At 39.8% G+C, this 25291-nt stretch carries 22 protein-coding genes; 8 read left to right on the top strand and 14 right to left on the bottom strand.

Translation table 11 applies throughout. The features are described 5' to 3' along the window. Window position 1: 1 nt before the first annotated feature. Both HMPREF0693_RS16615 and HMPREF0693_RS16620 read left to right on the top strand, forming a co-directional pair. Complete coding sequence (locus HMPREF0693_RS16615; RefSeq protein WP_004246781.1) at window positions 2-940, top strand: ACP S-malonyltransferase; 939 nt, start codon at window positions 2-4, stop codon at window positions 938-940. Window positions 941-1093: 153 nt separating this feature from the next. Next, window positions 1094-1972: a hypothetical protein gene (locus tag HMPREF0693_RS16620; RefSeq protein ID WP_237612767.1), complete on the top strand. Its 879-nt coding sequence runs from the start codon at window positions 1094-1096 to the stop codon at window positions 1970-1972. A gap of 57 nt (window positions 1973-2029) precedes the next feature. Here HMPREF0693_RS16620 and HMPREF0693_RS16625 read toward each other — a convergent pair whose 3' ends face one another. From HMPREF0693_RS16625 to greB, 11 genes are all read right to left on the bottom strand, one after another. Then, a complete protein-coding gene (locus HMPREF0693_RS16625) occupies window positions 2030-2779 on the bottom strand; it encodes an amino acid ABC transporter permease (protein ID WP_004246783.1) in 750 nt (249 codons plus the stop codon). Window position 2780: 1 nt separating this feature from the next. Next, window positions 2781-3518 (bottom strand): amino acid ABC transporter permease, encoded by a 738-nt coding sequence (locus tag HMPREF0693_RS16630; protein WP_004246784.1) that lies wholly within the window; start codon window positions 3516-3518, stop codon window positions 2781-2783. A gap of 97 nt (window positions 3519-3615) precedes the next feature. Continuing rightward, the gene (locus tag HMPREF0693_RS16635; RefSeq protein ID WP_004246785.1) at window positions 3616-4455 is read right to left on the bottom strand and encodes an ABC transporter substrate-binding protein; all 840 of its coding nucleotides are present in this window, start codon (window positions 4453-4455) and stop codon (window positions 3616-3618) included. A 202-nt stretch (window positions 4456-4657) separates the two neighbouring features. After that, entirely contained in the window at window positions 4658-5392 is a 735-nt protein-coding gene (phoU, locus tag HMPREF0693_RS16640; RefSeq protein ID WP_004246786.1) for a phosphate signaling complex protein PhoU, read from the bottom strand. A 14-nt stretch (window positions 5393-5406) separates the two neighbouring features. Further along, window positions 5407-6183 (bottom strand): phosphate ABC transporter ATP-binding protein PstB, encoded by a 777-nt coding sequence (gene pstB / locus HMPREF0693_RS16645; protein WP_004246787.1) that lies wholly within the window; start codon window positions 6181-6183, stop codon window positions 5407-5409. A gap of 30 nt (window positions 6184-6213) precedes the next feature. Further along, window positions 6214-7116 (bottom strand): phosphate ABC transporter permease PstA, encoded by a 903-nt coding sequence (gene pstA / locus HMPREF0693_RS16650; RefSeq protein ID WP_004249075.1) that lies wholly within the window; start codon window positions 7114-7116, stop codon window positions 6214-6216. 1 nt (window position 7117) lies between these two features. Then, on the bottom strand, window positions 7118-8077 hold the full coding sequence (gene pstC / locus HMPREF0693_RS16655) for a phosphate ABC transporter permease PstC (protein ID WP_004246789.1): 960 nt from the start codon (window positions 8075-8077) through the stop codon (window positions 7118-7120). 75 nt (window positions 8078-8152) lie between these two features. Continuing rightward, complete coding sequence (gene pstS, locus HMPREF0693_RS16660) at window positions 8153-9193, bottom strand: phosphate ABC transporter substrate-binding protein PstS (protein WP_004246790.1); 1041 nt, start codon at window positions 9191-9193, stop codon at window positions 8153-8155. Between the two features lie 202 nt (window positions 9194-9395). Then, the gene (gene envZ / locus HMPREF0693_RS16665) at window positions 9396-10736 is read right to left on the bottom strand and encodes a two-component system sensor histidine kinase EnvZ (RefSeq protein ID WP_004246791.1); all 1341 of its coding nucleotides are present in this window, start codon (window positions 10734-10736) and stop codon (window positions 9396-9398) included. Then, window positions 10736-11458, bottom strand: coding sequence for an osmolarity response regulator transcription factor OmpR (gene ompR, locus HMPREF0693_RS16670; RefSeq protein WP_004246792.1), 723 nt, complete (start codon window positions 11456-11458; stop codon window positions 10736-10738). Before ompR ends, envZ begins: the two co-directional genes overlap by 1 nt. Before the next feature lie 148 nt (window positions 11459-11606). Continuing rightward, entirely contained in the window at window positions 11607-12086 is a 480-nt protein-coding gene (gene greB / locus HMPREF0693_RS16675; protein WP_004246793.1) for a transcription elongation factor GreB, read from the bottom strand. A gap of 181 nt (window positions 12087-12267) precedes the next feature. Here greB and HMPREF0693_RS16680 point away from each other — a divergent pair, with 181 nt between their 5' ends. From HMPREF0693_RS16680 to hemN, 5 genes are all read left to right on the top strand, one after another. Next, the gene (locus HMPREF0693_RS16680; protein ID WP_004246794.1) at window positions 12268-14601 is read left to right on the top strand and encodes a Tex family protein; all 2334 of its coding nucleotides are present in this window, start codon (window positions 12268-12270) and stop codon (window positions 14599-14601) included. 453 nt (window positions 14602-15054) lie between these two features. Then, window positions 15055-15735, top strand: coding sequence for a CsgG/HfaB family protein (locus HMPREF0693_RS16685; protein ID WP_012368537.1), 681 nt, complete (start codon window positions 15055-15057; stop codon window positions 15733-15735). Between the two features lie 24 nt (window positions 15736-15759). Further along, window positions 15760-16110: a DUF4810 domain-containing protein gene (locus HMPREF0693_RS16690; protein ID WP_004246796.1), complete on the top strand. Its 351-nt coding sequence runs from the start codon at window positions 15760-15762 to the stop codon at window positions 16108-16110. Next, window positions 16107-16763 carry a DUF799 domain-containing protein gene (locus tag HMPREF0693_RS16695; RefSeq protein ID WP_004246797.1) on the top strand — a complete coding sequence of 219 codons (657 nt, stop codon included), beginning with the start codon at window positions 16107-16109 and terminating at the stop codon, window positions 16761-16763. The genes HMPREF0693_RS16690 and HMPREF0693_RS16695 overlap by 4 nt, the downstream gene beginning before the upstream one ends. Before the next feature lie 862 nt (window positions 16764-17625). Then, window positions 17626-18999: an oxygen-independent coproporphyrinogen III oxidase gene (gene hemN, locus HMPREF0693_RS16700; protein WP_004246798.1), complete on the top strand. Its 1374-nt coding sequence runs from the start codon at window positions 17626-17628 to the stop codon at window positions 18997-18999. A gap of 29 nt (window positions 19000-19028) precedes the next feature. Here hemN and glnG read toward each other — a convergent pair whose 3' ends face one another. The 3 genes from glnG to glnA form a co-directional block, all read right to left on the bottom strand. Beyond that, a complete protein-coding gene (gene glnG / locus HMPREF0693_RS16705; RefSeq protein WP_004246799.1) occupies window positions 19029-20450 on the bottom strand; it encodes a nitrogen regulation protein NR(I) in 1422 nt (473 codons plus the stop codon). 10 nt (window positions 20451-20460) lie between these two features. Beyond that, window positions 20461-21507 (bottom strand): nitrogen regulation protein NR(II), encoded by a 1047-nt coding sequence (gene glnL, locus HMPREF0693_RS16710; protein ID WP_036932500.1) that lies wholly within the window; start codon window positions 21505-21507, stop codon window positions 20461-20463. 179 nt (window positions 21508-21686) lie between these two features. Beyond that, window positions 21687-23096: a glutamate--ammonia ligase gene (glnA, locus tag HMPREF0693_RS16715; protein WP_004246801.1), complete on the bottom strand. Its 1410-nt coding sequence runs from the start codon at window positions 23094-23096 to the stop codon at window positions 21687-21689. Between the two features lie 359 nt (window positions 23097-23455). Between glnA and typA the strand changes: the two genes are divergently transcribed. Next, the gene (typA, locus tag HMPREF0693_RS16720; protein WP_004246802.1) at window positions 23456-25291 is read left to right on the top strand and encodes a ribosome-dependent GTPase TypA; all 1836 of its coding nucleotides are present in this window, start codon (window positions 23456-23458) and stop codon (window positions 25289-25291) included.

Genomic DNA, 25291 nt, shown 5'->3' on the forward strand with positions numbered 1-25291 from the left:
TATGCCATTGAGAGAGAAAAAGTATCACCAAAATCAAGAGAGCATTTTATTTTTTCCAGGTCAGGGTAGGCCTTATTTAGGTATGGGAAATAGGGTATATCGTGACGTTCCATCAATAAAAGAAGTATGGAATTGTGCGAGTGAAATAGCAGGGTTCGATGTAAGGACTGTTTGTTTAAAAGGGCCCATGAATAAATTGGTACAAACCTGTTATCAGCAAGTGGCGTTAACAACTATCAATATTGCTTCTCTTTATTTACTGCGTGAGCATTGTTGTGTGAATGAGGCGGGTTATTCAGGGCACAGCGCTGGAGAATATTCAGCGTTATTTGCGGCGAACGTACTGGAACTTGAATCTGTCTTTAAGTTAATTAGTTATCGCGCATCTATCATGCAACAGCTCGCTAAGAATAACAAAGGGGTAATGTATGTTGTTAAAAATTGCTCTTATCAGACGTTATCAACATTGATTGACCAGCAAGATCTCGCAACAAAGGTGAATATTTGCTGTGATAACAGTGAACTTCACCAAGTTATTGGGGGGGAGTATGCAAGTGTACGTAAGATTGTTAATCAATTAGCTAATATGAAAATAGAAACGAATAAATTAGCCGTTAATGGTGCTTGGCACACTGAATTGATGAGCGAAGGGAAAAATTTACTTGCTCACTTTTTACAGACAATCCCTTTTTCAATTCCAGATAAACCCCTAGTGATGAATGTTTCTGCTGAGATTGTTAGCGATATTGAGACAATTAAACAGAATTTAGTTAATCAACTCACAGAAACCGTAAGATGGACAGCAACTATGGCGCTATGGTGTCATTTAGGCTATCACAATTTTATTGAACTTGGTGATAGCAAGTCATTGTATTATTTAGCGAAAAATTCACATATGCTAAAAGATAAAAATATATTGCATGTTAATGATTATATTTAATTATCTTATATAGGAGCAATTATGTTGCCTAATTATCATTATTATATGCAAGCGCATCATCATACTATGCTAACACCTATTTATATCGCCTCGATAGTATTAAGTTTATGCTTTATTAATAATTATAATGAGTTAAGTTTTTGGTTATTATTTATGGGTAACTTTGCTATTTTTATTGTCATCTTACTCAGTGCAGTGATGAATGAGCGAATATATTGGCGATACTGTCTCTTTTCTGAAAAGTTTTATTTAAAAAATAATAATAAAAGCGAGATAAAAAGGACGATAATATCACGTTATTTTACTGTTTTTTCGTTAAGCTATATAATTGGGGTTATAATAATATTTCTTGTTACCTCTTATTTAATCGAGATTGTTTTTGATAGCCAAATATATATTATTATTTTTCTTGGTTTTTTCTTGTCACCATTAATGATATGGTTTTTTATGTATTTTTTGATCAAGTTTTATGTCAGTTGTTCAATTCATTATTTGAATAACTTTTCTTTATATAGCCGTGAGAAGAAAAAATTTAACATATCCTATCTTATTGTTAATGAGGTTTTTTTAAGTTTACTTGTTAATTTTCCTATTGTTTTTCCGCTCCAGAACAGTGCTACTTTCTCGTTAGAGCAAGGTTATCTTAATATTGAGTTTATTGTTGCATTAATCATTCTTTTATATAGTGTTCTGTTTGTTATGCTTTTTTTATCGAAGGCGAGTAAAATTAATTACCTAATGGGGATGATTATCTGTTATAGCTTTGAAGAAGATTTTGCTGAGGTAAAAAAAAGAGGCCTGTTTTGCCGTGTATTATGGTTTCTGATTTTGATCCCTTTAGGTACATTGTTACTCTGTTTATTATTCTATTTGCTGAATATAAAAGAGAATTTCTTTTTAATTTATTCGGTGAGTTTATCTTTAGTTATTTATCTCTATTTTATTGAGCGGAGAAATAAACTCTATCAGGAATTTATATTAGCATTTGATATGATCTTACGTTTAAAAGCACTAAAAAATTTTAAGGAGTAAGACATTGTGATGGTTATTATTTAATCCCCTAATCAATATTATTAGGGGATGAATAAGTTAAATAATTTTTTCACTCAGTGAAGGCTTTTTATTAGGGATAACATATTGCCAAAAAGAGCGTTTTTCTTTTTGGGGGGTAAATAATTTCCCCACTCGGTTGGCAATTAACTCTAATGAAAAACAGAGCACAAAGTAAATAAAGGCAACAAATAAAAAAACTTCCATCGGGTACACCATGCTGCGATTATTAACTTGTGTTGCTAAGAATGAGAGTTCACCGACACCTACAACATAAGCGAGGGAAGTATCTTTAATTAAGGCTATCCATTGATTGATAAAAGAGGGCACCATCATACGTAATGCTTGTGGTAACACGATATACCAAAGCGTCTGCCAGCGATTAAATCCTAACGATAAACCTGCTTGCCATTGCCCTTTGCCAATAGCGAGAATACCGGCTTTAACACCATGAGCGATATAAGAGGAGGTAATAAGTGCTAGAGCACAGATCACGGTGGTTATCTCAGGAATTTCCATTCCTAATACCACGGGTAATAGAAAATAGAGCCAAAAAATCAACATAATGACCGGAATAGCACGGAAAAAACCTAAAAAAGCGGCAAATAAGTTAACCCATACCCCTTTAAGCATGGCGAGAGCGATCCCCCCAAGCGTCCCTAATATAATAGATACAATACCGGCGATCACACTAATAAATATGGTTAAAGCCGCACCTTCTAATGGCCCATCAGGATACGCGCCAAAAAGTAGATACTGCCAATTATCAGCAATAACAGTAAAGTCCATATCAATATCCTTGCGCTAATTTTCGTTGCTGATGCCATTGCCCCCAAGCTTCCATTAATGCAATGGCAGCGATATACAGTATGGTGGCGACGCCGAACGCTTCAAAAGTACGTAATGATTCAGTTTCAACTTGCCTTGAAGCATAAGAAAGCTCTGCGACACCTATGGCCATAGTGAGAGAGGAGTTTTTGATAATATTCATATATTGACCCAACAATGGCGGAAGGGCGATACGAAAAGCTTGCGGTAAAATGACATAACGCATGGATTGCCAGTGGGTTAATCCTAACGCTAAAGCTGCATATTTTTGGCCTTGTCTGACTCCCTGTATTCCTGCTCTTAGCTCTTGGGCAATAAAAGGTACAGAGTAAAAGGTAAGCCCAATAATACCGGCTAAAAATTCAAAAGAGGGCCAAGAGAGCGTTAAGCCAAATAAAGAAAGTTCATGTGGGGTGTTAAGCCATATCATGGCCGTTTGTGGCAATAGTTCACCAGAAGCAAAATACCAAAAGAAGAGCTGAACCAATAATGGGGTATTACGAAAGAGTGAAGTATAAATGGCCGCACACCAACGTAATGGCGCGATATGGCTATCATAGGCAGCACTGAGAAGAAAACCTAGTAATGTGGCAATAATGATAGTCCAGAAAGAGATAAGCAAGGTGATTAAAAAACCTTGCCACAGCCAACTTAAGTAGTGAGGCTCAAGAAGATAGTGAGAAAGAAACTGCGCAAACATAATTATTACCTATTGCAGACGCCAAACCCCGCAGTAGCGGGGTTGGTGTTTTATCAATAAATCATCGCGATAAATTAAGTCGTTATTTGCTCTACCATTAGGATTGAGGCGCTTGCTCAGAAAGTGGGGCAAACTTAAAGTCACCACGAGGTTGAGCGGACTTAGTATCAGGGCCAAACCAACGATTATAAATTTCGTCTGCTTTGCCTTCTTTCTCTAATCTTAATAGCGTGTTATTAATCTCGTTAATTAAACGCTGTTCACCTTTAGCTGCGGCAACGGCTTGATATTCTCGTGTAATACTAAAGGGCGATATTTCAAAATCAGCTTTGATTTTCTCAGGTAAATTAGCTAATAACCCTACTAATTTAGCATCATCTTGGGTTATCGCTTGTACATTGCCATTGCGTAATGCGGCAAACGCAAGAGGGGTATCGTCATAGGAGATGACTTTAGTTTCAGGATAGCGTTCACGTAAGGTAATTTCCTGTACGGTGCCTTTGTCAGCCCCAATGCGTAATGACGCAATTTGCTCAGGGCTGGTTAATACGCCTTTGCGCGCGATAAATTTCTGTCCAGTAGCAAAATAAGGTACAGAGAAATCGACTTGTTTTGCTCGCTCTTCGGTAATGGTGAAGTTGGCGGCAATTAAATCGACTTTTTTGGCGTTAAGTAGTGGAATACGGTTAGCTGGGTTAGTTGGACGTAATTCCAATTTTACCCCGAGATCTTTGGCAATTTCATTCGCAATATCTGCATCATAACCTGCCAATTTTTTGGTTTGTGGATCGATAAAACCAAACGGTGGGTTACTATCAAAAATAGCAATGCGTACCACACCTGCCTGTTTTATATCGTCTAATTTATCGGCTTTTGCCAGACCAGAAAAAAGCACTGAGCCAGCAATTAATGCCGTTGCCAAAACACGTAATTTCATTATTCACCCCAAAAAAGTATTCTCATTGTTATGTTGCCTATCACGCTATCAAGTTGTTCTAAGTTCATAAAATAATAAAAAATGATATGGATATGCTTTTATAGAATAAGTTAAGGAGAGATAGTGACTTTATAAACATAAATAAAAAAACAGAGGCAAATAATGCCTCTGTTTCAGAGCGTAAAGAGAGTGAATAAATTATTTAATTAGCAGAGTGACTATCATCATTTTTTGTCAGCATTCTTTCTACTTGGTCACCCCCTAAATGACGGAAGTCATGACCCTTGACGTAGTAGAAGATAAACTCACAGATATTCTGGCAACGATCGCCAATACGTTCGATAGAACGAGCACAGAATAATGCCGTCAGTACGCTCGGGATAGTGCGAGGATCTTCCATCATATAAGTCATTAATTGACGAACAATACCTTCATATTCGTTATCAATTTTTGCATCTTCACGATAGACTCGAATAGCTTCTTCTAAGTCCATACGAGCGAAAGCATCAAGAACATCATGGAGCATTTGTATCGCATGTTGGCCTAAGGACTCTAAACTTACTAGCAGTGGTTGATGTTGATGTGAAAATTTCTCAAGGGCCGTTTTACAGATTTTTTCTGCCACATCACCAATACGCTCTAATTCGGCGATAGTTTTAGAAATCGCCATAATAAGGCGTAAATCACTGGCGGTGGGCTGACGTTTGGCAATGATACGCATACAGGCATCATCAATGGCAACCTCCATCATATTGACTTTTTGATCACCTTCAATCACTTCATTGGCTAATGCTTGGTCTTGGTTATGCATTGCGGTAATGGCTTTTTTTAATTGCTCTTCAACTAAGCCACCCATGACCATCAGTTCTGTACGGATATGCTCTAACTCAGCGTTAAATTGACCAGAAATATGTTTATTGTGGTTTAAATTATCCATGATTTGCCTCGTTATCAGCCATAACGCCCAGTGATGTAATCTTCAGTTTGCTTCTTCGCTGGACGAGTAAATAATGTATCCGTATCACTGAACTCGATTAATTCACCCAAATACATAAATGCAGTGTAATCAGAACAACGTGCAGCTTGCTGCATATTGTGGGTGACGATCACCACGGTATATTCGGATTTTAGTTCACTGATAAGCTCTTCAATACGACCTGTAGAGATAGGATCGAGTGCAGAGCATGGCTCATCCAGTAATAATACTTCAGGACGGATAGCAATACCGCGTGCGATACATAAACGTTGCTGCTGTCCCCCAGAAAGACTATAGCCACTTTGATGTAATTTATCTTTGGTTTCATTCCATAATGCGGCTTTGGTCAGCGCCCACTGAACGCGTTCGTCCATTTCAGCACGAGACAGTTTTTCAAATAAGCGTACACCAAAAGCGATATTGTCATAAATCGACATTGGAAATGGTGTAGGTTTTTGGAATACCATGCCTACTTTTGCGCGTAATAGCGCAATATCTTGTTTATCTGTCAGAATATTGTTGCCATCTAACAAGATTTCACCTTCAGCACGCTGTTCGCCATAAAGCTCATACATTTTATTAAAAGTACGCAGTAAAGTGGATTTACCACAGCCAGAAGGGCCGATAAATGCCGTTACTTTATTTTTGGCAATATCTAATGAGATATTTTTCAGCGCATGGAACTTACCATAGTAGAAGTTCAAGTCACGAACTTGGATTTTGTTTCCAGCGTTATCATTAGCCATAGTCATTCAACGTTCTCTCTTGCTTAACTTTCTGCGTTAGCCATGCTTATTTTTAGCAAACAGCACGCGCGCGATAATATTGATAAATAGAACACAGAGGGTGATCAGTAATACGCCAGCCCAAGCAAGCTCTTGCCATTGTGAGAAAGGGCTCATGGCGAATTTAAAGATAGTCACAGGTAAGTTGGCTATCGGTTCGTTTAGATCTGTGCTCCAGAATTGGTTAGATAGTGAAGTAAATAGCAGTGGTGCTGTTTCACCCGCAATACGCGCAATCGCTAATAATACGCCCGTGATAATACCCGATACGGAGGCTTTTAACGTGATTTTAGCGATCATCTTCCACTTGGGCGTCCCTAATGCATAAGCCGCTTCCCGTAAGCTATCAGGGACTAACTTCAACATATTTTCCGTGGTGCGAATAACAATAGGTATTTGTAATAACGCTAATGCCACAATACCCGCCCAACCAGAGAAGTGCTGCATTTGTGCCACCACAATGGTATACACAAACAGTCCAACAACAATCGATGGGGCTGATAATAAAATATCGTTGATAAAGCGTATGACTTCCGCTAACCATGAACGACGCCCATACTCAGCAAGGTAGATACCCGCTAAGATCCCCAAAGGAGTACCAATGACCGTCGCCCATAAAATAAGTAGACCACTACCCACAATGGCGTTAGCTAATCCGCCACCATCGGTGTTAGGGGGCGGTGTCATTTCTGTGAATAAGGCCCAAGACATGCCATCAAAGCCTTTGGTTACTGTAGAAAACAAGATCCACATTAACCAGAACAGACCAAATGCCATGGTAGAGACAGATAAAAACAGTGCGATACGGTTTTTTTGACGACGCCAAAGTTGGCGTTTATGGCGTATATGCAGTTCTTTTTCTGTTTGAACTTGTAATGAAGAAGAGGATGTTTTAGCCATCTTAACGTGCTCCTTCATTCTTAGATAAACGTAGTGTCATAAACTTAGAAATCGCAAGGACGATAAAGGTAATGACAAATAAAATCAGACCTAATTCCATTAATGCAGCGGTATGAAGGCCCGTTTCTGCTTCGGCAAATTCGTTGGCTAATGCAGAGGTAATACTATTGCCCGGCATAAAGAGTGATGCAGAGTCTAACTGGTAGGTGTTACCAATAATAAAGGTCACTGCCATTGTTTCCCCGAGCGCACGACCTAATCCAAGCATCACACCACCTATCACACCGTTTCGGGTATAAGGTAAAACGATATTCCAAATCACTTCCCATGTGGTACAGCCGATACCGTAAGCGGATTCTTTCATCATCACCGGGGTCTGTTCAAATACATCACGCATTACAGACGCGATATAAGGGATGATCATAATTGCGAGGATAACCCCTGCTGCTAATATACCGATACCAAACGCAGGACCAGAGAATAACTCACCGACAATAGGGACTGATGAGAGCACGTTGCCAACAGGCTCTTGGAAGTATGTGGCAAAGAGCGGGGCAAAGATAAAGAGTCCCCACATACCATAAACGATACTTGGAATAGCGGCTAATAACTCAATAGCGATACCCAATGGGCGTTTTAGCCAATTGGGTGCCAGTTCTGTTAAAAAGAGTGCAATACCAAAACTCACCGGAACCGCAATGATCAGGGCAATAATTGAGGTAACGACAGTACCGTAAATTGGTACTAAAGCACCGAATTCCTGTGCGGGTGGATCCCACTCTTTCGTCCACAAGAATGACAGACCAAATTGTTGAATACTTGGCCATGAGGCGAAAATCAGTGAAACAATGATACCTGCTAAAAGCAAAAGTGTAATTAACGCAGCTAGTCGAACTAGTGCGCTAAAAATAACGTCCCCTCGTTTACTCGGGGCCTTTATTACCGTTGTATGCTCGGCCATAAAGCCTCTTTAATTTATTACCCCCTGTGTTGCAGGGGGTGAACGTTAATCTATTTTTTAATGGTAACCCTTTGGTTAGTAAATTGGTTTACCATTACTGTCTTTGATGCTTGTTTTCCAAGCGGCACGAATTTGTTCTACCACTTCTTTTGGCAATACGGCGTAATCAAGATTTTTCGCTTCATCATTGCCTTTTTCATATGCCCAGTTAAAGAAATTCAGTACTTCTTTTCCTTTAGCCGCATCTTTTTGCGTTTGATGCACTAAAATGAAGGTAGTAGAAGTAATTGGCCAGGCATTTTCGCCTTTTTGATTCGTTAGGTCTTGTGCAAAGCTCTTACTCCAATCAATTTTTCTCGCTGCTGCGCTAAAACTATCGGCAGTAGGAGGAATAACTTCGCCATCTGCAGTGACTAATTGAGTATATGCAAGATTGTTTTGTTTTGCGTAAGCGTATTCAACATAACCAATTGAGCCTGGTAGACGTTGAACAAAGGCTGCGATGCCATCATTTCCCTTACCACCTAAGCCTGTAGGCCATTTAACGGTAGAGCCTGCGCCTACTTCATCTTTCCATGCGCTATTTACTTTAGATAAGTAGCTAGTAAAAACGAATGATGTGCCTGAACCATCAGCACGACGAACAACAGCAATGTTTTGGTCAGGTAGATTGAGTTTTGGATTTAGTTTAGCTATAGCAGGATCATTCCATTTTTGGATCTTGCCTAAGTAGATATTCCCGATAGTCTCACCGTCTAAGACAAGCTCACCGGATTTAATACCTGAGATATTGACTGCCATCACCACACCACCGATGACAGTTGGAAATTGGAATAAACCGTCAGCCTTGAGTTTTTCATCAGCTAATGGTGCATCAGAAGCACCAAAATCGACAGTATTAGCAATGATCTGTTTTACACCACCAGAAGAGCCTATGCCTTGGTAGTTAACTTTGTTGCCAGTTTCTTTTTGATAGCTATCTGCCCATTTTGCATAAACTGGAGCAGGGAACGTTGCGCCAGCACCAGTCAGTGAGGTCGTTGCCTGTGCAGAAAGAGCCGTCATTGAAAGTGCAGCGGCAATGACACTGGTCAGGGTGGTACGCATCAGTTTCATAATCCCTCCTGTGGGATAGGTAGAATAACTTTTCGACATCTATCAACTTCGGTTACGGTACGCACAGACAATAGGTCAGTTAGATGACAATTAAATGTCTTAATTGTGACAGTTTTATGACAAAGCAGAAAAAGAGTGAAAATAATGCATAAAAACAGGTGAGAAAAAATAAGAAGGGCGTTAACGTTAAAAAGTGAGGATATTAATCATCTTCGTCTTCTTGCACTTTTAACGGAAAGTTGGCACGGATAAGTAACCCGCCTTTCGTGCTATCGCCGAGTTCGACAAAGCCACCATGGGCATCCATGATCCGACGAATAATAGATAGACCTAAACCCGCACCGGTTGAACTTCGTGCTTGTTCCCCTTGAACAAAGGGTTGGAATAAACGTTGTCTATCTTCTTTGGCAATGCCTGGACCATCGTCTTCAACTTGAAACCAAGCATATTCTTCATTTTGATTACTTGTGATGCTTATCCAACCATGTCCGTAGCGTGTGGCATTAACAATCATATTGGTAAGCGCCCGTTTGACGGCAATTGGGTTTGCTGTGATATTGATAGGATAAGGGTATAAATGCTCTTCGCTGACTTTGCCTGAGTTAGATTCAGCGCAGATCACTTCACGCAATAGACCATTCATATCACATAATTCTAAAGACATCTCTTTGCCTGTGCGCATATAGTCTAAAAATTGACCGATAATGGCATCGCAATCTTCAATATCTTTATTGATAGAATCAGCAAGATAACTATCTTCAGGACTCATCATTTCTGTAGCAAGACGAATACGCGTTAACGGAGTGCGTAAATCATGGCTTACTCCTGCCATCACCAGTGTTCTATCATTATCTAATGAGCGAATATCTGATGACATTTGATTAAATGCTCGAATAATTGAACGCATTTCAGCAGTGCCAGATTCAGGTATTGGCGGAGGGATCACCCCTTTACCAATGCGTCGTGCTGCATATTCAACTTCATGCAATGGACGATTTTGAAAACGGTTATATAACCAGAAAAATGCCACTACGATGATGATAAAAATAATGGCTTGCCGATAAACGGGTAATAAGAAATTTTGCCCTAATTCGGTAAGTGGTACGCGTATCCATAGCGTGGGTGAGAGTTGGGTATTAATCCATAAAATAGGATACTCTAGGGTGTTTTCTAGCCAAATCGTCGTATCACTATTGAGATAATCCGTCATCTGCTGGCTAAGTTCTAAATCTTCTCTTGCCCACTCTAAACCGGCTTTTAAAGCGGCGTCTTTATCAAAAAATGAGATACCTAACTCGTTGTAAATTTTATTACGTAGAGCGGGAGAAATTTTAAGTGGGGTGCCATCGACTAAGATCAGTTCTTCCGGTACTAGCGTACGAATTTCATACGCTAATACTTTATTAAATTGCTGGAGGCTTGGCCCGACAATAAGATGCTGTACAACAACATAACTGGCTATCAAGCTAAAAAAAAGTAATAAGATAACCAGAAATAGAGAGCGAGTGAGCTTATTGTGGGGTGAAAGCCTCAGCCTTCTCATTATGATACGCTCGTTCCATCAGGTACAAAGACATAACCCAGTCCCCAAACCGTTTGAATATAGCGAGGATGGGTGGGATCTTCTTCAATCATGCGACGTAAACGAGAAATTTGCACATCAATAGAACGCTCCATCGCACTATATTCACGACCTCGCGCCAGACTCATTAATTTATCACGTGATAATGGCTCTCGGGGATGTGAAACAAGGACTTTTAATACGGCAAATTCACCACTGGTCAAAGGCATATGTTGATCTTCGTGGAACATTTCCCGCGTACCGAGGTTAAGCTTAAATTTACCAAATGAGACAATCGCATTGTCTTGTGAAGGTGCTCCCGGTAGTTCGTTGGCTTGGCGACGAAGCACCGCACGAATACGGGCTAATAGCTCTCTTGGGTTAAATGGTTTTGAGATATAATCATCAGCACCAATTTCAAGTCCGACAATTCTGTCAACTTCTTCCCCTTTGGCAGTCACCATAATAATAGGGATAGGATTGTTTTGGCTTCTCAAGCGACGACAAATAGATAAGCCATCTTCGCCAGGAAGCATTAAGTCGAGGACAATAAGATGGATAGATTCGCGAGTAAGTAAACGATCCATTTGATCGGAGTTTGCCGCGGTGCGGATTTGAAAACCCTGCTCTGTCAAATAGCGCTCTAATAGTGAACGTAGACGTAAATCATCATCCACAATCAGCACTTTATAACTGTCTTGCATCTTTAAGCTCCCGAAGTGCAAATGCTTTTATTAGCGAATTCTATCATTGATAAGAATATTAAACCAAAAACAAAGAATAAATATTAATGATTTATAGGCAAAACTTGTTCTGACTTTGTATCTTAGAATATCACACTATTTATTTATCTTATTCCGAATAATATTTGATAGATAATACGCAGTAATTAACGATGCCACCTGGCGTTTGCACGCTAACTTCATCATCCACTTTTTTACCGATCAGCGCTCTTGCGACAGGGGAATCAATAGAAATCCACTGTTTTGCTGGGTCAAATTCATCAGGGCCGACTAGTCTAAATGTCTTAATGTTTTCATCATCGTCTTCAAGGGTTACCCAAGCGCCAAAATACACTTTTCCTTCTTGACGAGGATCTGGGTCAACAATTTTTAATTCATCAAGACGTTTGGATAAAAAACGAACTCGTCGGTCTATTTCACGTAATCTTTTTTTACCATAGATATATTCAGCATTTTCCGAACGGTCACCTTGAGCCGCTGCTTCAGAGACCGATTGAGTGACGCGAGGACGCTCTTCTTTCCAAAGATATTTTAGCTCTTTATCCAAGGCATGCCAGCCATCACGAGTAATATAGTTACTTTTTGCCATTACCAATAAATACGATCATCAACATTGAATTTCATACAGATACTATAGCGCGAATCACAGAATAATCTGTTATTTTCCTCATAAATGTCATGCTTGGCCTATAATAAGCGGAATTTTTTTCTTATTGCGCGTGTATAATAGCCATCTTTTTTAACCACTCCTCTCGGTAGGTAAATATATTATGAATGAATCATTAAGCCGAATTATTGCACAAGAGCTATCAGTAAAGCCCCAGCAAGTACTTTCGGCCATTACGTTACTGGATGAAGGGAATACGGTGCCTTTTGTGGCCCGTTACCGAAAAGAGGTAACTGGTGGGTTAGATGATACTCAGCTTCGTCAATTGGAAACCCGCCTGAGTTACTTACGGGAACTCAATGATCGTCGCCAAACTATTTTAAAATCAATTGAAGAGCAGGGGAAACTCACAGAAGAATTACGCTCTTCGATTAATGAGACGCAAAGTAAAACAGAACTTGAAGATCTCTACCTTCCTTATAAACCGAAACGTCGTACTCGTGGGCAAATTGCAATTGAAAATGGCTTAGAGCCATTAGCTGATTTGTTATGGAATGAACCACAACATACTCCTGAAGACGCAGCAAGTGCATATATCAACCCTGAAAAAGGAATAGATGATAGTAAAGCAGCCTTAGATGGGGCTCGCTATATCTTAATGGAACGTTTTGCAGAAGATGCTGGATTATTAGCTAAAGTTCGCCAATATTTATGGAAAAATGCGCATCTTGTTAGCAAAGTTGTTGACGGAAAAGAAGCAGAAGGCGCTAAATTTAGCGATTATTTTGATACTCATGAGCCGATTGCTCATGTACCTTCTCACCGTGCATTAGCGATGTTTCGTGGTCGTAATGAAGGTATTTTACAGTTATCACTTAATCCTGATCCACAATTCGAAGAAGCTCCCAAAGAGAGCTATGGCGAACAGTTGATTACGGAGCATTTAGGCTTACGTCTTAATAATCAACCCGCAGATAGTTGGCGTAAAGCCGTTGTCAGCTGGACTTGGCGTATAAAAGTGTTAATGCATCTTGAAACTGAGTTAATGGGTCAGTTACGCGAGAAAGCGGAAGATGAAGCCATTAATGTGTTTGCACGTAACCTAAAAGATCTCTTAATGGCCGCACCTGCAGGTATGCGAGCTACGATGGGGCTAGATCCTGGTTTACGTACTGGGGTTAAAGTCGCGGTGGTGGATAGTACCGGTAAGCTGATTGCGACAGATACTATTTATCCTCATACCGGACAAGCGGATAAAGCCGCTGCTAGTGTAGCGGCATTATGTATTAAGCATAATGTAGAATTAGTGGCGATTGGTAACGGTACTGCATCACGTGAAACAGAGCGCTTTTTTGCTGATACAGTAAAACGCTACCCAGAAGTTAAAGCACAAAAAGTGATCGTGAGCGAAGCCGGGGCATCGGTTTATTCGGCATCAGAGCTGGCAGCGAAAGAATTTCCGGATTTAGATGTTTCTCTTCGTGGCGCTGTTTCTATCGCTCGTCGCTTACAAGATCCATTGGCGGAATTGGTAAAAATTGACCCTAAATCTATCGGAGTGGGTCAATATCAGCATGATGTGAGCCAAACGTTATTGGCAAAAAAATTAGATACTGTTGTTGAAGACTGTGTAAATGGTGTCGGTGTTGATTTAAATACAGCCTCTGTACCGCTATTGACGCGAGTGGCGGGGCTTAGCCAATCTATTGCTCAAAATATTATTGCTTGGCGTGATGAAAATGGCCGTTTTGTGGATAGAAAACAGTTACTCAAAGTGGCGCGCTTAGGGCCTAAAGCGTTTGAGCAGTGTGCGGGATTTTTACGTATTCGTGATGGTAAAAATCCACTTGATGCCTCAACGGTTCACCCTGAAGCCTATCCTATTGTTGAAAATATCTTGCAATCAATACATCAAAAAATTGATCAAGTCATGGGCAATAGTGCATTACTTTCACAAATCAATGCCAGAGAATTTGTCACCGAGCAGTTCGGTTTACCTACCATTAATGACATCTTAAAGGAGCTTGCTAAACCGGGGCGTGATCCTCGACCTGAGTTTAAAACAGCCACCTTTGCCGAAGGTGTTGAAACAATGAATGATTTAGTCAGTGGTATGATATTGGAAGGTACTGTAACTAATGTGACTAATTTTGGTGCCTTTGTGGATATTGGGGTACACCAAGATGGGTTAGTGCATATTTCATCACTGTCGGATAAATTTGTTGAAGATCCCCATACTGTGGTAAAAACCGGCGATATTGTGAAAGTAAAAGTCCTTGAAGTCGATTTACCGCGTAAACGTATTGCGTTAACCATGCGTTTAGATGAAGTGGCTGCTGATAGTGATCATAAACGCCAGTCAGTGACTAAGGATAATGCTTCTAAACATAGTCGCGGGCAAAAACCGACCAGAAACCGCCAATCAAATACGGGTAACAATGCAGGTAATAGTGCGATGAGCGATGCATTGGCCGCAGCATTTGGTAAAAAACGCTAATATCTTATAGGCAGCCATCAATATTAACGTGAAGTAATAAATTGTATTACTTCACGTTTCATAACTATTCACTCAATCTATGGTTTGATGAATAAAAAGCCAAAAGTAATCAGCAATTAAATTATTTTGTTAATATAAAATATACTTTTAGTCTTTTGTCTGAGTCTGCTTTTATCTAACTTAAGGTATATTGCTAATATAATAGATAGAATATAACGTATTTTATCTTTATATTCATTTGTTGTTTCTTTTATCAACATTTTTCTATTTTCCCTATGGGTGATTAATTTTATATTAAAAATAAGTTGATCCCATTATTAACCTTACTACTGTTATGGTTTAATGGCGGGTAAAATAGAAACGTAAATTAAAATTTATCTTATTTTATTGTTCGTCATAGGATTTGCACAACAAAAATCAATGACGATAGGTTTATTTCACCGATATTGGATGATGAAAATGACATTTAATAAATTATCATTAGGGGTAGTTTTACTTTCTGCTTCATTACTAGCAGGTTGTGCCTCAGAATCTTCTCGCTCTTTAGAGGTTGCTAAAGTGGCTACCTATAATACGACTTACTCAGGACCTAAGAGTGCCATTGCTATTGGTAAGTTTGATAACCGTTCTAATTACATGAATGGTATTTTTTCTGATGGTGTGGATAGATTGGGTAATCAATCTAAAACGATTTTAATTACACATTTACAACAAACAGGCCGTTTTAATGTTTTAGATCGCGCTAACTTAACGGAGTTAACACAAGAAGCGAAGATTAAAGGCCAAAGTCAGCAATTAAAAGGCGCAACTTACGTTATTACTGGTGATGTGACAGAGTTTGGTCGCAAAGAAGTAGGTGATCGCCAACTATTTGGTATCTTAGGACGTGGAAAAACCCAAGTTGCTTATGCCAAAGTGAACTTAAATGTTGTGAATGTGAATACCTCTGAAGTGGTGTTCTCTACGCAAGGTGCGGGGGAATACGAGCTTTCTAATCGTGAGATTGTTGGTTTTGGTGGCACAGCAAGTTATGACTCAACACTTAATGGTAAAGTGCTTGATTTAGCCATTCGTGAAGCGGTGAATAATTTAGTTGCAGGGATTGAAAGCCATGCTTGGCAGCCTGAGCAGTAACCCCAATTTTATAAGGATATAAAAATGTCAAAATCATTGCTGGGGTTGCTATTTGCCTCGTTGTTATTGGTTGGGTGCCAAGCGCCAAAGCCTCTTTATAACTGGGATAGTTATCAAACGGTGGTATATCAATATTATCAACAAAGTGAAAGTGATCCTCATGCGCAAATCGATGCATTGAAAAAAAGCATCGAGGTTGCCCGAGCAAAATCATTAGGCGTTCCACCGGGGTTACATGCACATTTGGGCATGTTATATGTGACCACTGGCGCATTAGACTTAGCCATGAGTGAGTTTGATCAGGAGAAAACCCTTTATCCTGAATCAGCAAAGTTTATGGATTTTCTGATGAAAAATAAGGGAGCACAAAAATGAATCGCATTTTAACGTTAGTTTTTGTGGCATTTGCTTTTGTGTTATCAGGATGTGCAGAGCCAGTCAAAACAGACTATACCGCCTTTAAAGCAAGTAAACCAAAAAGCATTTTAGTGCTGTTACCTAAAAATCAGACTCCAGAAGTAGAAGCTGCCCATAGCTTTTTATCTCAAGTGACTTATCCTTTGGCGGAAGCTGGCTATTATGTTTTTCCTGTCGCGGTTGTTGAAGAGACCTTTAAACAAAATGGTTTGTCAACGGGAAGCGATATCCAAGCGGTGAGTCCTAGTAAGTTACGTGAGATTTTTGGTGCGGATTCTGTGCTCTATTTGGATGTCACCCAATATGGTACTTCTTATCAAGTGATCGCCAGTGAGACGCGTGTCAGTGCCAGTGCTAAATTGGTTGATTTACGTAATGGTGCCTTACTGTGGAGTGGACATGCCAGTGCATCGAGTGCAGAAGGGGATACAGCATCGAATGGTTTGGTGGGCATGTTAGTTTCTGCAGTAGTGACTCAAATTGTTGATACTATTGCAGATAAAAGTCACGAAATTGCAGGAGTAGCAAGTGTGCGTTTACTCTCTGCTGGACATGCCAATGGGATCTTGTATGGTCCTCGCTCTCCCCACTATGAAAAAGAGGGACAATAACAGTTTGTTATAGTGATTACTCTTTTAAAAGACGCGGTTTATATTGTAAATATAAGCCGCGTTTTTATTTATCTATTATAAATAATAATTATTCTTATTTATATTGGGTGATTTTATCTGCATTTTATATAAACAGCGTGCGACTACTGATTTGAGAGTGAAACATTAAGGGGGGGAAATGATATATCGCAGAGAACTAACCATCCTTGGTTGATTGTCCATTTCCTTCCGTGGCGCATAATCCTTAATTCGGAATATATAAAGAGACGATTAAATAAGAGAAATATCAGAATGAATGCGAAAAGGTAATGGGGAGTGCTATCTTTCCTTGTAATATAGCGACCTTTATTCTTTTACTGAGCCTCAAATTTAAATCAAAACACGACTTAATTGGATATTAATCAATGTTTAAATATAGAGTATGTAATATTATAAATTAGGTAAAGGGCTAATTATCATTATAATTATAACTATCGAATTATGAGAGAATAAAAATATAATAAAATTAATAAAACGATATATTTATTTATTTTAAAGTGTATTTTGAGTAATATATTTTTTTTAATGTGTTATAAAAATAATCGAAAAAAGATGTGTCATTAAAATGCGCTACTAACATATTGAATAAACTTAAATTATTCATAAATAAATTTTAACAGTAATACTATTTCCGTTTAATGTGATCTATATCATATTTTTTACTTGAGTGATTATTTACAGATAGAGTGAAAAGATCAAAAACAGGATCTTTTTTTCTCTCGTGTTCAGTTAAGCATTTATTGGTTACACTATTATTTCTGGTGGTCATAATGTCTGTTGGCTGGTATGGCACATCGGCGGTTCACTTTTGGAAGGTAGAAGCATGTCAGAACAAACAATTATTTGGGATCTTGACCTGATCCATAAGTATAACTATTCAGGTCCGCGCTACACATCATACCCAACGGCATTGGAATTTAATCAGCAATATAGTGATGCGGATTTCGAACAAGCAACAAAGCGTTATCCCGAACGACCTCTGTCACTGTATATTCACATTCCTTTCTGCCATAAGTTATGTTATTTCTGCGGTTGTAATAAAATTATCACGCGCCATAAACATAAAGCTGATGAATATCTTGATGTTTTAGAAAAAGAAATTATTAATCGCGCTCGCTATTTTAAAAATAGAAAAGTGACCCAAATGCATTGGGGGGGCGGTACTCCCACTTTTCTTGATAAACAGCAAATTAGTCGCTTAGTCGCCTTATTAAGACAACATTTTCATTTTGTGGAAAATGCTGAGCTCTCTATTGAAATTGATCCCCGTGAGATTGAGTTAGATGTTATTGATCATTTACACAATGAGGGATTTAACCGCCTAAGTATGGGGGTGCAAGATTTTAATAAAGAGGTGCAACAAAAAGTTAATCGTGAACAAGATGAAGCATTTATCTTTTCATTAGTAGCAAGAGCGCGTGAAGTGGGCTTTCATTCTACCAGTATTGATTTGATCTATGGGCTACCTAAACAGACTAAAGAAAGTTTTGCTTTTACGTTAAAAAAAGTGATTGAATTGTCCCCTGATCGCTTAAGTGTGTTCAATTATGCACATTTACCTAATTTATTTGCCGCACAACGTAAAATTAAAGATGAAGATTTACCACTTGCAGAAGAAAAGTTAGAGATCTTGCAAGAGACTATCACCACACTCACCACAAATGGTTATCAGTTTATTGGTATGGATCACTTTGCTAAGCCTGATGATGAATTAGCGGTTGCACAGCGCCAAGGTATTCTACATCGTAATTTCCAAGGATATACCACTCATGAAGAGTGTGACTTATTGGGAATGGGCGTTTCAGCTATCAGTATGCTGGGTGATCACTATGCGCAGAACGAAAAAGTGCTAAAAGAGTATTATGCTCGCGTAAATAGCGAAGGGCATGCGTTGTGGCGTGGACTCTCTCTAACTCATGATGATTGTATTCGTCGCGATGTTATTAAGACCTTGATTTGTAATTTCCATCTTAACTTTACTGAGATTGAAAATCTATATCAGCTTGATTTCCAAGATTATTTTAAAGAAGACTTAGCATTGCTTGCACCAATGGCAGAAGATGGATTGGTGGAGATCAGCGCAGAAAAAATTCAGGTCACTCCAAGAGGACGTTTATTGATCCGTAATATTTGTATGTGTTTTGATACTTATTTACGTAATCAAATGCGCCAACGCCAATTCTCTCGAGTGATTTAGTGGGCAAAAATAAAAGGGAGGGGAGTGACTTAAAACTCCTCTATACCTAACTCTTTTAATTTACGTGTCAGCGTATTTCTTCCCCATCCTAATAAACGAGCAGCATCTTGTTTATGGCCTTTTGTATAGGAAAGCGCACTGAGTAGTAAGGTGCGCTCAAATTGCGGTAGAGCGTCATTAAGAATATTTTCTTTGCCTTCACTGAATACCTCATCCGCCCATAATGAAAGATGTTGTGACCAATGTTGAGAGGAGACTCGAGGTATCGATTTGCTCTTCTCATCTGATTGGCGGATCTCTTGAGGTAAATCTTGCGGCATAATCTCTTGGCTAGCGGTCATAACCGTTAACCAACGACATACGTTTTCTAATTGTCTGACGTTACCTGACCAGTGGTATTCCATCATGCAATGTAAACTTTGCTGGTGGAGCACTTTGGTTTCAACACCAAGCTCTCGAGCGGTTTTTTGGAGAAAATAACGCGCTAAGCTTGGAATATCTTCTGTTCTATCACGCAGTGGGGGCAATTGAATACGTATTACATTGAGTCGATGGTAGAGATCTTCACGAAAATCACCTTCCATTACGCGTTTTTCTAAGTCTTGATGAGTCGCGGCAATAATACGCACATCGACTTTCACAGGGGCATAACCGCCAACACGATAAAATTGTCCTTCAGCCAAGACGCGTAATAAGCGGGTTTGAATATCCAGTGGCATATCGCCAATTTCATCAAGAAAGAGGGAACCGCCATTTGCTTGTTCAAAACGGCCTTGGCGTACTTGAGATGCACCAGTAAATGCCCCTTTTTCATGACCAAAAAGTTCTGATTCAATTAAGTCTTTGGGAATAGCCGCCATATTGAGTGCAATAAAAGGGGCTTGTGCTCTCGGACTATGGCGATGAAGAGCATGTGCAACTAATTCTTTACCAGTACCCGACTCGCCATTGATAAGCACACTAATTGATGAGCGAGAAAGGCGACCAATAATGCGATAAACCTCTTGCATCGCAGGGGCTTCGCCAATCATGTCAGAGACAGATTGAAGGTTAGTTTCTGTTGTATTAGGTTGTTTTTGCTCTCGATAGTGCGTAATAGCACGATGAATGAGTGCAAGTGTATCATCAATATCAAAAGGCTTGGGGAGATAATCAAATGCCCCTTGCTGATAAGCATTTACCGCGGCATCAAGATCAGAATGCGCTGTCATGATAATAACCGGCAACGTAGGGTGTTGCTCTTTAACGCTTTTTAATAGAGATAAACCATCAATATCAGGCATACGAATATCTGATAATAATACATCGGGAAGTTCACTATTGAGTGCACTGAGGACGTCATTAGCGTGTTCGAAGGTTTTACATGTAAGGCCTTCTCGTGTAATGGCTCGCTCAAGCACCCAGCGAATAGAGCTATCATCATCGACAACCCATATATTTCCTTTTTGCATTGGTTATCTCCTATTTTATTGGCAAGTAAATAGAAAACTCGGTATTTCCCGGCCAACTGGTAAACTCAATTTTACCGGCGTGTTGGTCGACTAAGCTACGTGCAATGGATAAACCAAGGCCATTTCCGCCTTCTCTGCCACTGACCATCGGGTAAAAAAGCGTGTCTTGTAGATGAGGAGGAATACCCACGCCAGTATCAATCACATCAATGCGAGCCACTAGTCGATGACGTTCACCCTGCAGTGTGACTTGGAACGCTGTTCGGGTTCGCAAAATAATAGTTCCCCCAGTTTTCTCCACTGCCTGTAATGCATTGCGGGTGATATTTAACAATACCTGCTCAATCTGATCCGGATAGTGTGAAAGCTCAGGTAGACTAGGATCATAATCTTTGAGTAAGGTGACATTTTCAGGGCATTCTAATGTGATAAGTTGTGCAACACGCTCTACAACATGATGAATACTCTGAAAGGTTTTGGTGCCGGGATGTTGTGGACCGAGTAACCTATCCACAAGCGCTCTTAGGCGATCGGCTTGTTCAATAATGACTTGGGTATACTCAGTCAGCGCAGGATCAGGTAATGATTTTGCTAATAATTGAGCCGCCCCTCGTAATCCACCGAGTGGATTTTTAATTTCATGTGCCAGCCCCCTAACCAATTCCCTAGCTGCCATTTGTTGTGCTTGTTGTATCTGCTCTTGGCTTAACCGGCGTTGACTATCCATAGGCGCCAGCTCCAACAAAATGTGTTGCTCGGAAATAGGCTGGGCACTGAGCGACATAGTGTGTGATTGGTTATTAATAACCAAAATCACTTCGTTATCAGTGAAGCTTTGCCCATTTGCTAATGTTTCACGCATTAACTGTTCATCAAAAGAGGAATAACTAAACAGTGCGCTAAAAGGGGTTTCAAATAATTTGCGACGACTTTGAGCCAGTAATTGCAATGCAGCATGGTTTGCATAGCAAATAATAAACTCTTGGTTGATAACCAATACTGAGTGGATTAATGAATCCAAAATAAGTGTGTTATCAGGTAAATCCGCCGTTTCCATATTGAATACTCCCATTGCACCATTTTAGTGCATCTTACCTTTTTTTTCATAAATGAACAGATGCGTAATTTATTAACAGATGCCTCATTAGAGAGAAAAGAGCCCATCCGAAGATGGGCAAAATAGCTTCACGGCAACAAAAAAATCATAAGCAAAGTAAGTACGTTAACTATTGTGCGTTACGCACTGTAATACATTTCAAATTCAAGTGGATGTGGTGCCATACGAACACGCTGCACATCAGTACGTAATAGCTCAAGATAAGCGTCTAAAGCATCATCAGTGAATACACCGCCACGGGTTAAGAATTCACGGTCATTATCAAGGGCATTGAGCGCCTCTTCTAATGAACCTGCCACTGTTGGGATCTCTTTAGCTTCTTCTGGGGGTAAGTCATAGAGGTTTTTATCCATGGCATCACCTGGGTGAATTTTATTGATAATACCATCAAGACCTGCCATTAATTGAGCTGCAAATGCAAGGTAAGGGTTAGCTAAAGGATCTGGGAAACGCACTTCGATACGGCGTGCTTTCATGCTAGCGACTACCGGAATACGAATGGATGCTGAGCGGTTACGGGCAGAATAAGCCAGCATAACAGGGGCTTCAAATCCCGGCACTAAGCGTTTATATGAGTTAGTGGTTGGGTTAGTAAATGCGTTTAATGCACGAGCATGTTTGATAATACCACCGATGTAATACAGCGCCATTTCAGATAATCCGCCATATTTATCACCAGCAAATAAATTGACACCATTTTTAGACAGTGACATGTGGCAGTGCATACCTGAGCCATTATCACCCACTAAAGGTTTTGGCATAAAGGTCGCGGTTTTACCAAATACGTTAGCGACGTTTTGTACTACGTATTTATAAATTTGAGTTTCATCTGCTTTTTTGGTCATGGTATTAAAGCGGGTTGCCACTTCATTTTGACCTGCAGTTGCGACTTCGTGGTGGTGTGCTTCAACCACTAAGCCCATCTCTTCCATGATATTACACATGGTCGAGCGAATATCTTGTGAGGAATCAACCGGAGGTAGAGGGAAGTAACCTCCTTTTACCATTGGGCGATGACCTTTGTTACCTTCTTCATATTGTGTATTGGTATTCCATGCTGCTTCAATATCATTGATGGCATAAGAAGCACCAGAGATATCATTTTTAAAACGAATATCATCAAAAAGGAAGAATTCAGGTTCAGGGCCAAATAGGACGGTGTCAGCGATACCACTTGATTTTAAGTAGTCTTCTGCACGTTTTGAGATAGAGCGCGGGTCACGATCGTAACCTTGCATAGTGCCTGGCTCTAAAACATCACAACGAATAATTAATGTTGGATCTTGGAAAAATGGGTCAAGCATCGCTGTTGTAGCATCAGGCATTAGCACCATATCTGATTCATTAATGCCTTTCCAACCACCAATAGAGGAGCCGTCGAACATTTTTCCTTCTTCAAAGAAATCATCGTTAACTTGATGCGCCGGAATAGTAATATGTTGTTCTTTACCGCGGGTATCAGTGAAACGTAAGTCAATATATCTAACTTTATGTTCTTCAATCATGGATAACACATGTTCAAGGGACATAGTAACTCTCCTGGCGAATGGTTTTATTAAGTGCAGTGGCCTTACACATTTTTCGGTGAATTTTTTGCTCACCTAAACTCTATTGCGAAAAGCATGCCAACTTATCTAAAAAGGGATATATACTGTATTGATGAAGTTTAGTGTAGAATATCCCCCGTGATTTTTTAATTATTGCACAAATTTGGTGCAAATTAAGTCTGAATAGTTGCACAATTTTGGTGCAATCGGTTCAAGACGACTTATTTCTGAGGCGTGAAAAGGATCACAATTCAATTAATTGCATATTGTTAAGCAATCATTATTGTGATCTTGTTTAGTCTCTCGTCTAAAGCGTGTACAATAACACGCTTATTTCTACAATGCCTGAGGCAAATTTTGTGATCGAAAACTTGCGTAATATCGCCATCATCGCCCACGTTGACCATGGTAAAACTACTATTGTCGATAAATTACTACAGCAATCTGGCACGTTCGGTGAACGTGAAACCGTTGCTGAGCGCGTGATGGACTCTAATGATCTCGAAAGAGAGCGCGGAATTACTATTCTTGCGAAAAATACAGCGATTAAATGGAATGACTATCGTATTAATATCGTAGATACCCCAGGACACGCCGACTTTGGTGGTGAGGTAGAACGCGTTATGTCTATGGTAGACAGCGTTCTATTGCTGGTTGACGCGATGGATGGCCCAATGCCACAAACTCGCTTTGTGACACAAAAAGCGTTTGCTAACAACTTAAAACCTATCGTTGTTATCAACAAAGTTGACCGTCCAGGTGCACGCCCTGACTGGGTTGTTGATCAGGTCTTTGATCTGTTTGTTAACTTAGGTGCGACTGACGAACAACTGGATTTCCCAATTATCTATGCATCAGCATTAAATGGTATTGCGGGAACAGATTATAATGACATGGCTGATGATATGACTCCATTATATGAAGCTATCGTCAAATATGTAGAGCCGCCAAAAGTCGATCTGGAGGGGACCTTCCAGATGCAGATTTCTCAGTTAGATTATAATAACTATCTGGGTGTTATCGGTATTGGCCGTATTAAGCGCGGTAAAGTAAAACCTAATCAACAAGTGACTATCATCGATAGCGAAGGTAATACCCGCAACGGTAAAGTAGGTAAAGTATTAGGTCATTTAGGCTTAGAGCGTATCGATGTTGACGTTGCAGAAGCTGGCGACATCATTGCGATTACAGGTTTAGGTGAATTAAATATTTCTGATACGATTTGCGAAGTAGGTGCTGTGGAAGCATTACCTGCATTAGCCGTTGATGAGCCTACTGTTAGCATGTATTTCTGTGTTAATACATCACCATTCTGTGGTCGTGAAGGTAAGTTTGTTACTTCTCGTCAGATTTTAGATCGTCTGAAAAAAGAGTTAGTTCATAACGTAGCACTGCGTGTTGAAGAGACTGAAGATCCAGATGCATTCCGTGTATCAGGTCGTGGTGAATTACACCTATCAGTACTGATTGAAAATATGCGCCGTGAAGGTTACGAATTAGCCGTATCTCGTCCGAAAGTTATCTTCCGCGAGATTGATGGTCGTAAACAAGAGCCTTTCGAACAAGTCACTATCGATATTGAAGAACAGCACCAAGGTGATGTGATGCAAGCGATGGGTGAGCGTAAAGGTGAAATGCGCGACATGCAACCAGATGGTAAAGGACGTGTACGTTTAGACTACATTATCCCTAGCCGTGGTTTAATTGGCTTCCGTACTGAGTTTATGACGATGACATCAGGTACTGGTTTACTGTACGCAACATTCAGTCATTATGACGATGTGCGCCCAGGTGAAATCGGTCGTCGTAATAATGGTGTGATGATCTCTAATGGTCAGGGTAAAGCCGTTGCTTACGCGCTATATAGCTTACAAGATCGTGGTAAGTTATTTGTTACTCATGGTGCAGAAGTTTATGAAGGCCAAGTTATTGGTATTCATACTCGCTCTAATGACTTAACAGTAAACTGCTTAACAGGTAAAAAACTGACAAATATGCGTGCTTCTGGTACGGATGAAGCGACAACGCTGACGCCACATATCAAGCAAACATTAGAACAAGCATTAGAGTTTATTGATGATGATGAATTAGTGGAAGTGACTCCACAATCTATTCGTTTACGTAAACGTCATCTCTCAGAAAACGATCGTCGTCGTGCTTATCGTAGCAAAGACTAA

The organism is Proteus mirabilis ATCC 29906 (genome assembly GCF_000160755.1).
Lineage (GTDB): Bacteria > Pseudomonadota > Gammaproteobacteria > Enterobacterales > Enterobacteriaceae > Proteus > Proteus mirabilis.

Bases quoted from the DNA above. Each gene is read 5' to 3' on its own strand.
- pstB (WP_004246787.1), bottom strand. From the start codon at position 6,183: ATGACTATGGCTAATGATAACGCTGGAAACAAAATCCAAGTTCGTGAC.
- pstC (WP_004246789.1), bottom strand. From the start codon at position 8,077: ATGGCCGAGCATACAACGGTAATAAAGGCCCCGAGTAAACGAGGGGAC.
- glnG (WP_004246799.1), bottom strand. From the start codon at position 20,450: ATGCAAAAAGGAAATATATGGGTTGTCGATGATGATAGCTCTATTCGC.
- HMPREF0693_RS16690 (WP_004246796.1), top strand. From the start codon at position 15,760: ATGTCAAAATCATTGCTGGGGTTGCTATTTGCCTCGTTGTTATTGGTT.
- HMPREF0693_RS16625 (WP_004246783.1), bottom strand. From the start codon at position 2,779: ATGGACTTTACTGTTATTGCTGATAATTGGCAGTATCTACTTTTTGGC.
- HMPREF0693_RS16685 (WP_012368537.1), top strand. From the start codon at position 15,055: ATGAAAATGACATTTAATAAATTATCATTAGGGGTAGTTTTACTTTCT.
- typA (WP_004246802.1), top strand. From the start codon at position 23,456: ATGCCTGAGGCAAATTTTGTGATCGAAAACTTGCGTAATATCGCCATC.
- pstS (WP_004246790.1), bottom strand. From the start codon at position 9,193: ATGAAACTGATGCGTACCACCCTGACCAGTGTCATTGCCGCTGCACTT.
- ompR (WP_004246792.1), bottom strand. From the start codon at position 11,458: ATGCAAGACAGTTATAAAGTGCTGATTGTGGATGATGATTTACGTCTA.
- HMPREF0693_RS16615 (WP_004246781.1), top strand. From the start codon at position 2: ATGCCATTGAGAGAGAAAAAGTATCACCAAAATCAAGAGAGCATTTTA.
- HMPREF0693_RS16680 (WP_004246794.1), top strand. From the start codon at position 12,268: ATGAATGAATCATTAAGCCGAATTATTGCACAAGAGCTATCAGTAAAG.
- glnA (WP_004246801.1), bottom strand. From the start codon at position 23,096: ATGTCCCTTGAACATGTGTTATCCATGATTGAAGAACATAAAGTTAGA.
- HMPREF0693_RS16620 (WP_237612767.1), top strand. From the start codon at position 1,094: ATGGGTAACTTTGCTATTTTTATTGTCATCTTACTCAGTGCAGTGATG.
- HMPREF0693_RS16695 (WP_004246797.1), top strand. From the start codon at position 16,107: ATGAATCGCATTTTAACGTTAGTTTTTGTGGCATTTGCTTTTGTGTTA.
- hemN (WP_004246798.1), top strand. From the start codon at position 17,626: ATGTCAGAACAAACAATTATTTGGGATCTTGACCTGATCCATAAGTAT.
- HMPREF0693_RS16630 (WP_004246784.1), bottom strand. From the start codon at position 3,518: ATGTTTGCGCAGTTTCTTTCTCACTATCTTCTTGAGCCTCACTACTTA.
- pstA (WP_004249075.1), bottom strand. From the start codon at position 7,116: ATGGCTAAAACATCCTCTTCTTCATTACAAGTTCAAACAGAAAAAGAA.
- glnL (WP_036932500.1), bottom strand. From the start codon at position 21,507: ATGGAAACGGCGGATTTACCTGATAACACACTTATTTTGGATTCATTA.
- phoU (WP_004246786.1), bottom strand. From the start codon at position 5,392: ATGGATAATTTAAACCACAATAAACATATTTCTGGTCAATTTAACGCT.
- HMPREF0693_RS16635 (WP_004246785.1), bottom strand. From the start codon at position 4,455: ATGAAATTACGTGTTTTGGCAACGGCATTAATTGCTGGCTCAGTGCTT.
- envZ (WP_004246791.1), bottom strand. From the start codon at position 10,736: ATGAGAAGGCTGAGGCTTTCACCCCACAATAAGCTCACTCGCTCTCTA.
- greB (WP_004246793.1), bottom strand. From the start codon at position 12,086: ATGGCAAAAAGTAACTATATTACTCGTGATGGCTGGCATGCCTTGGAT.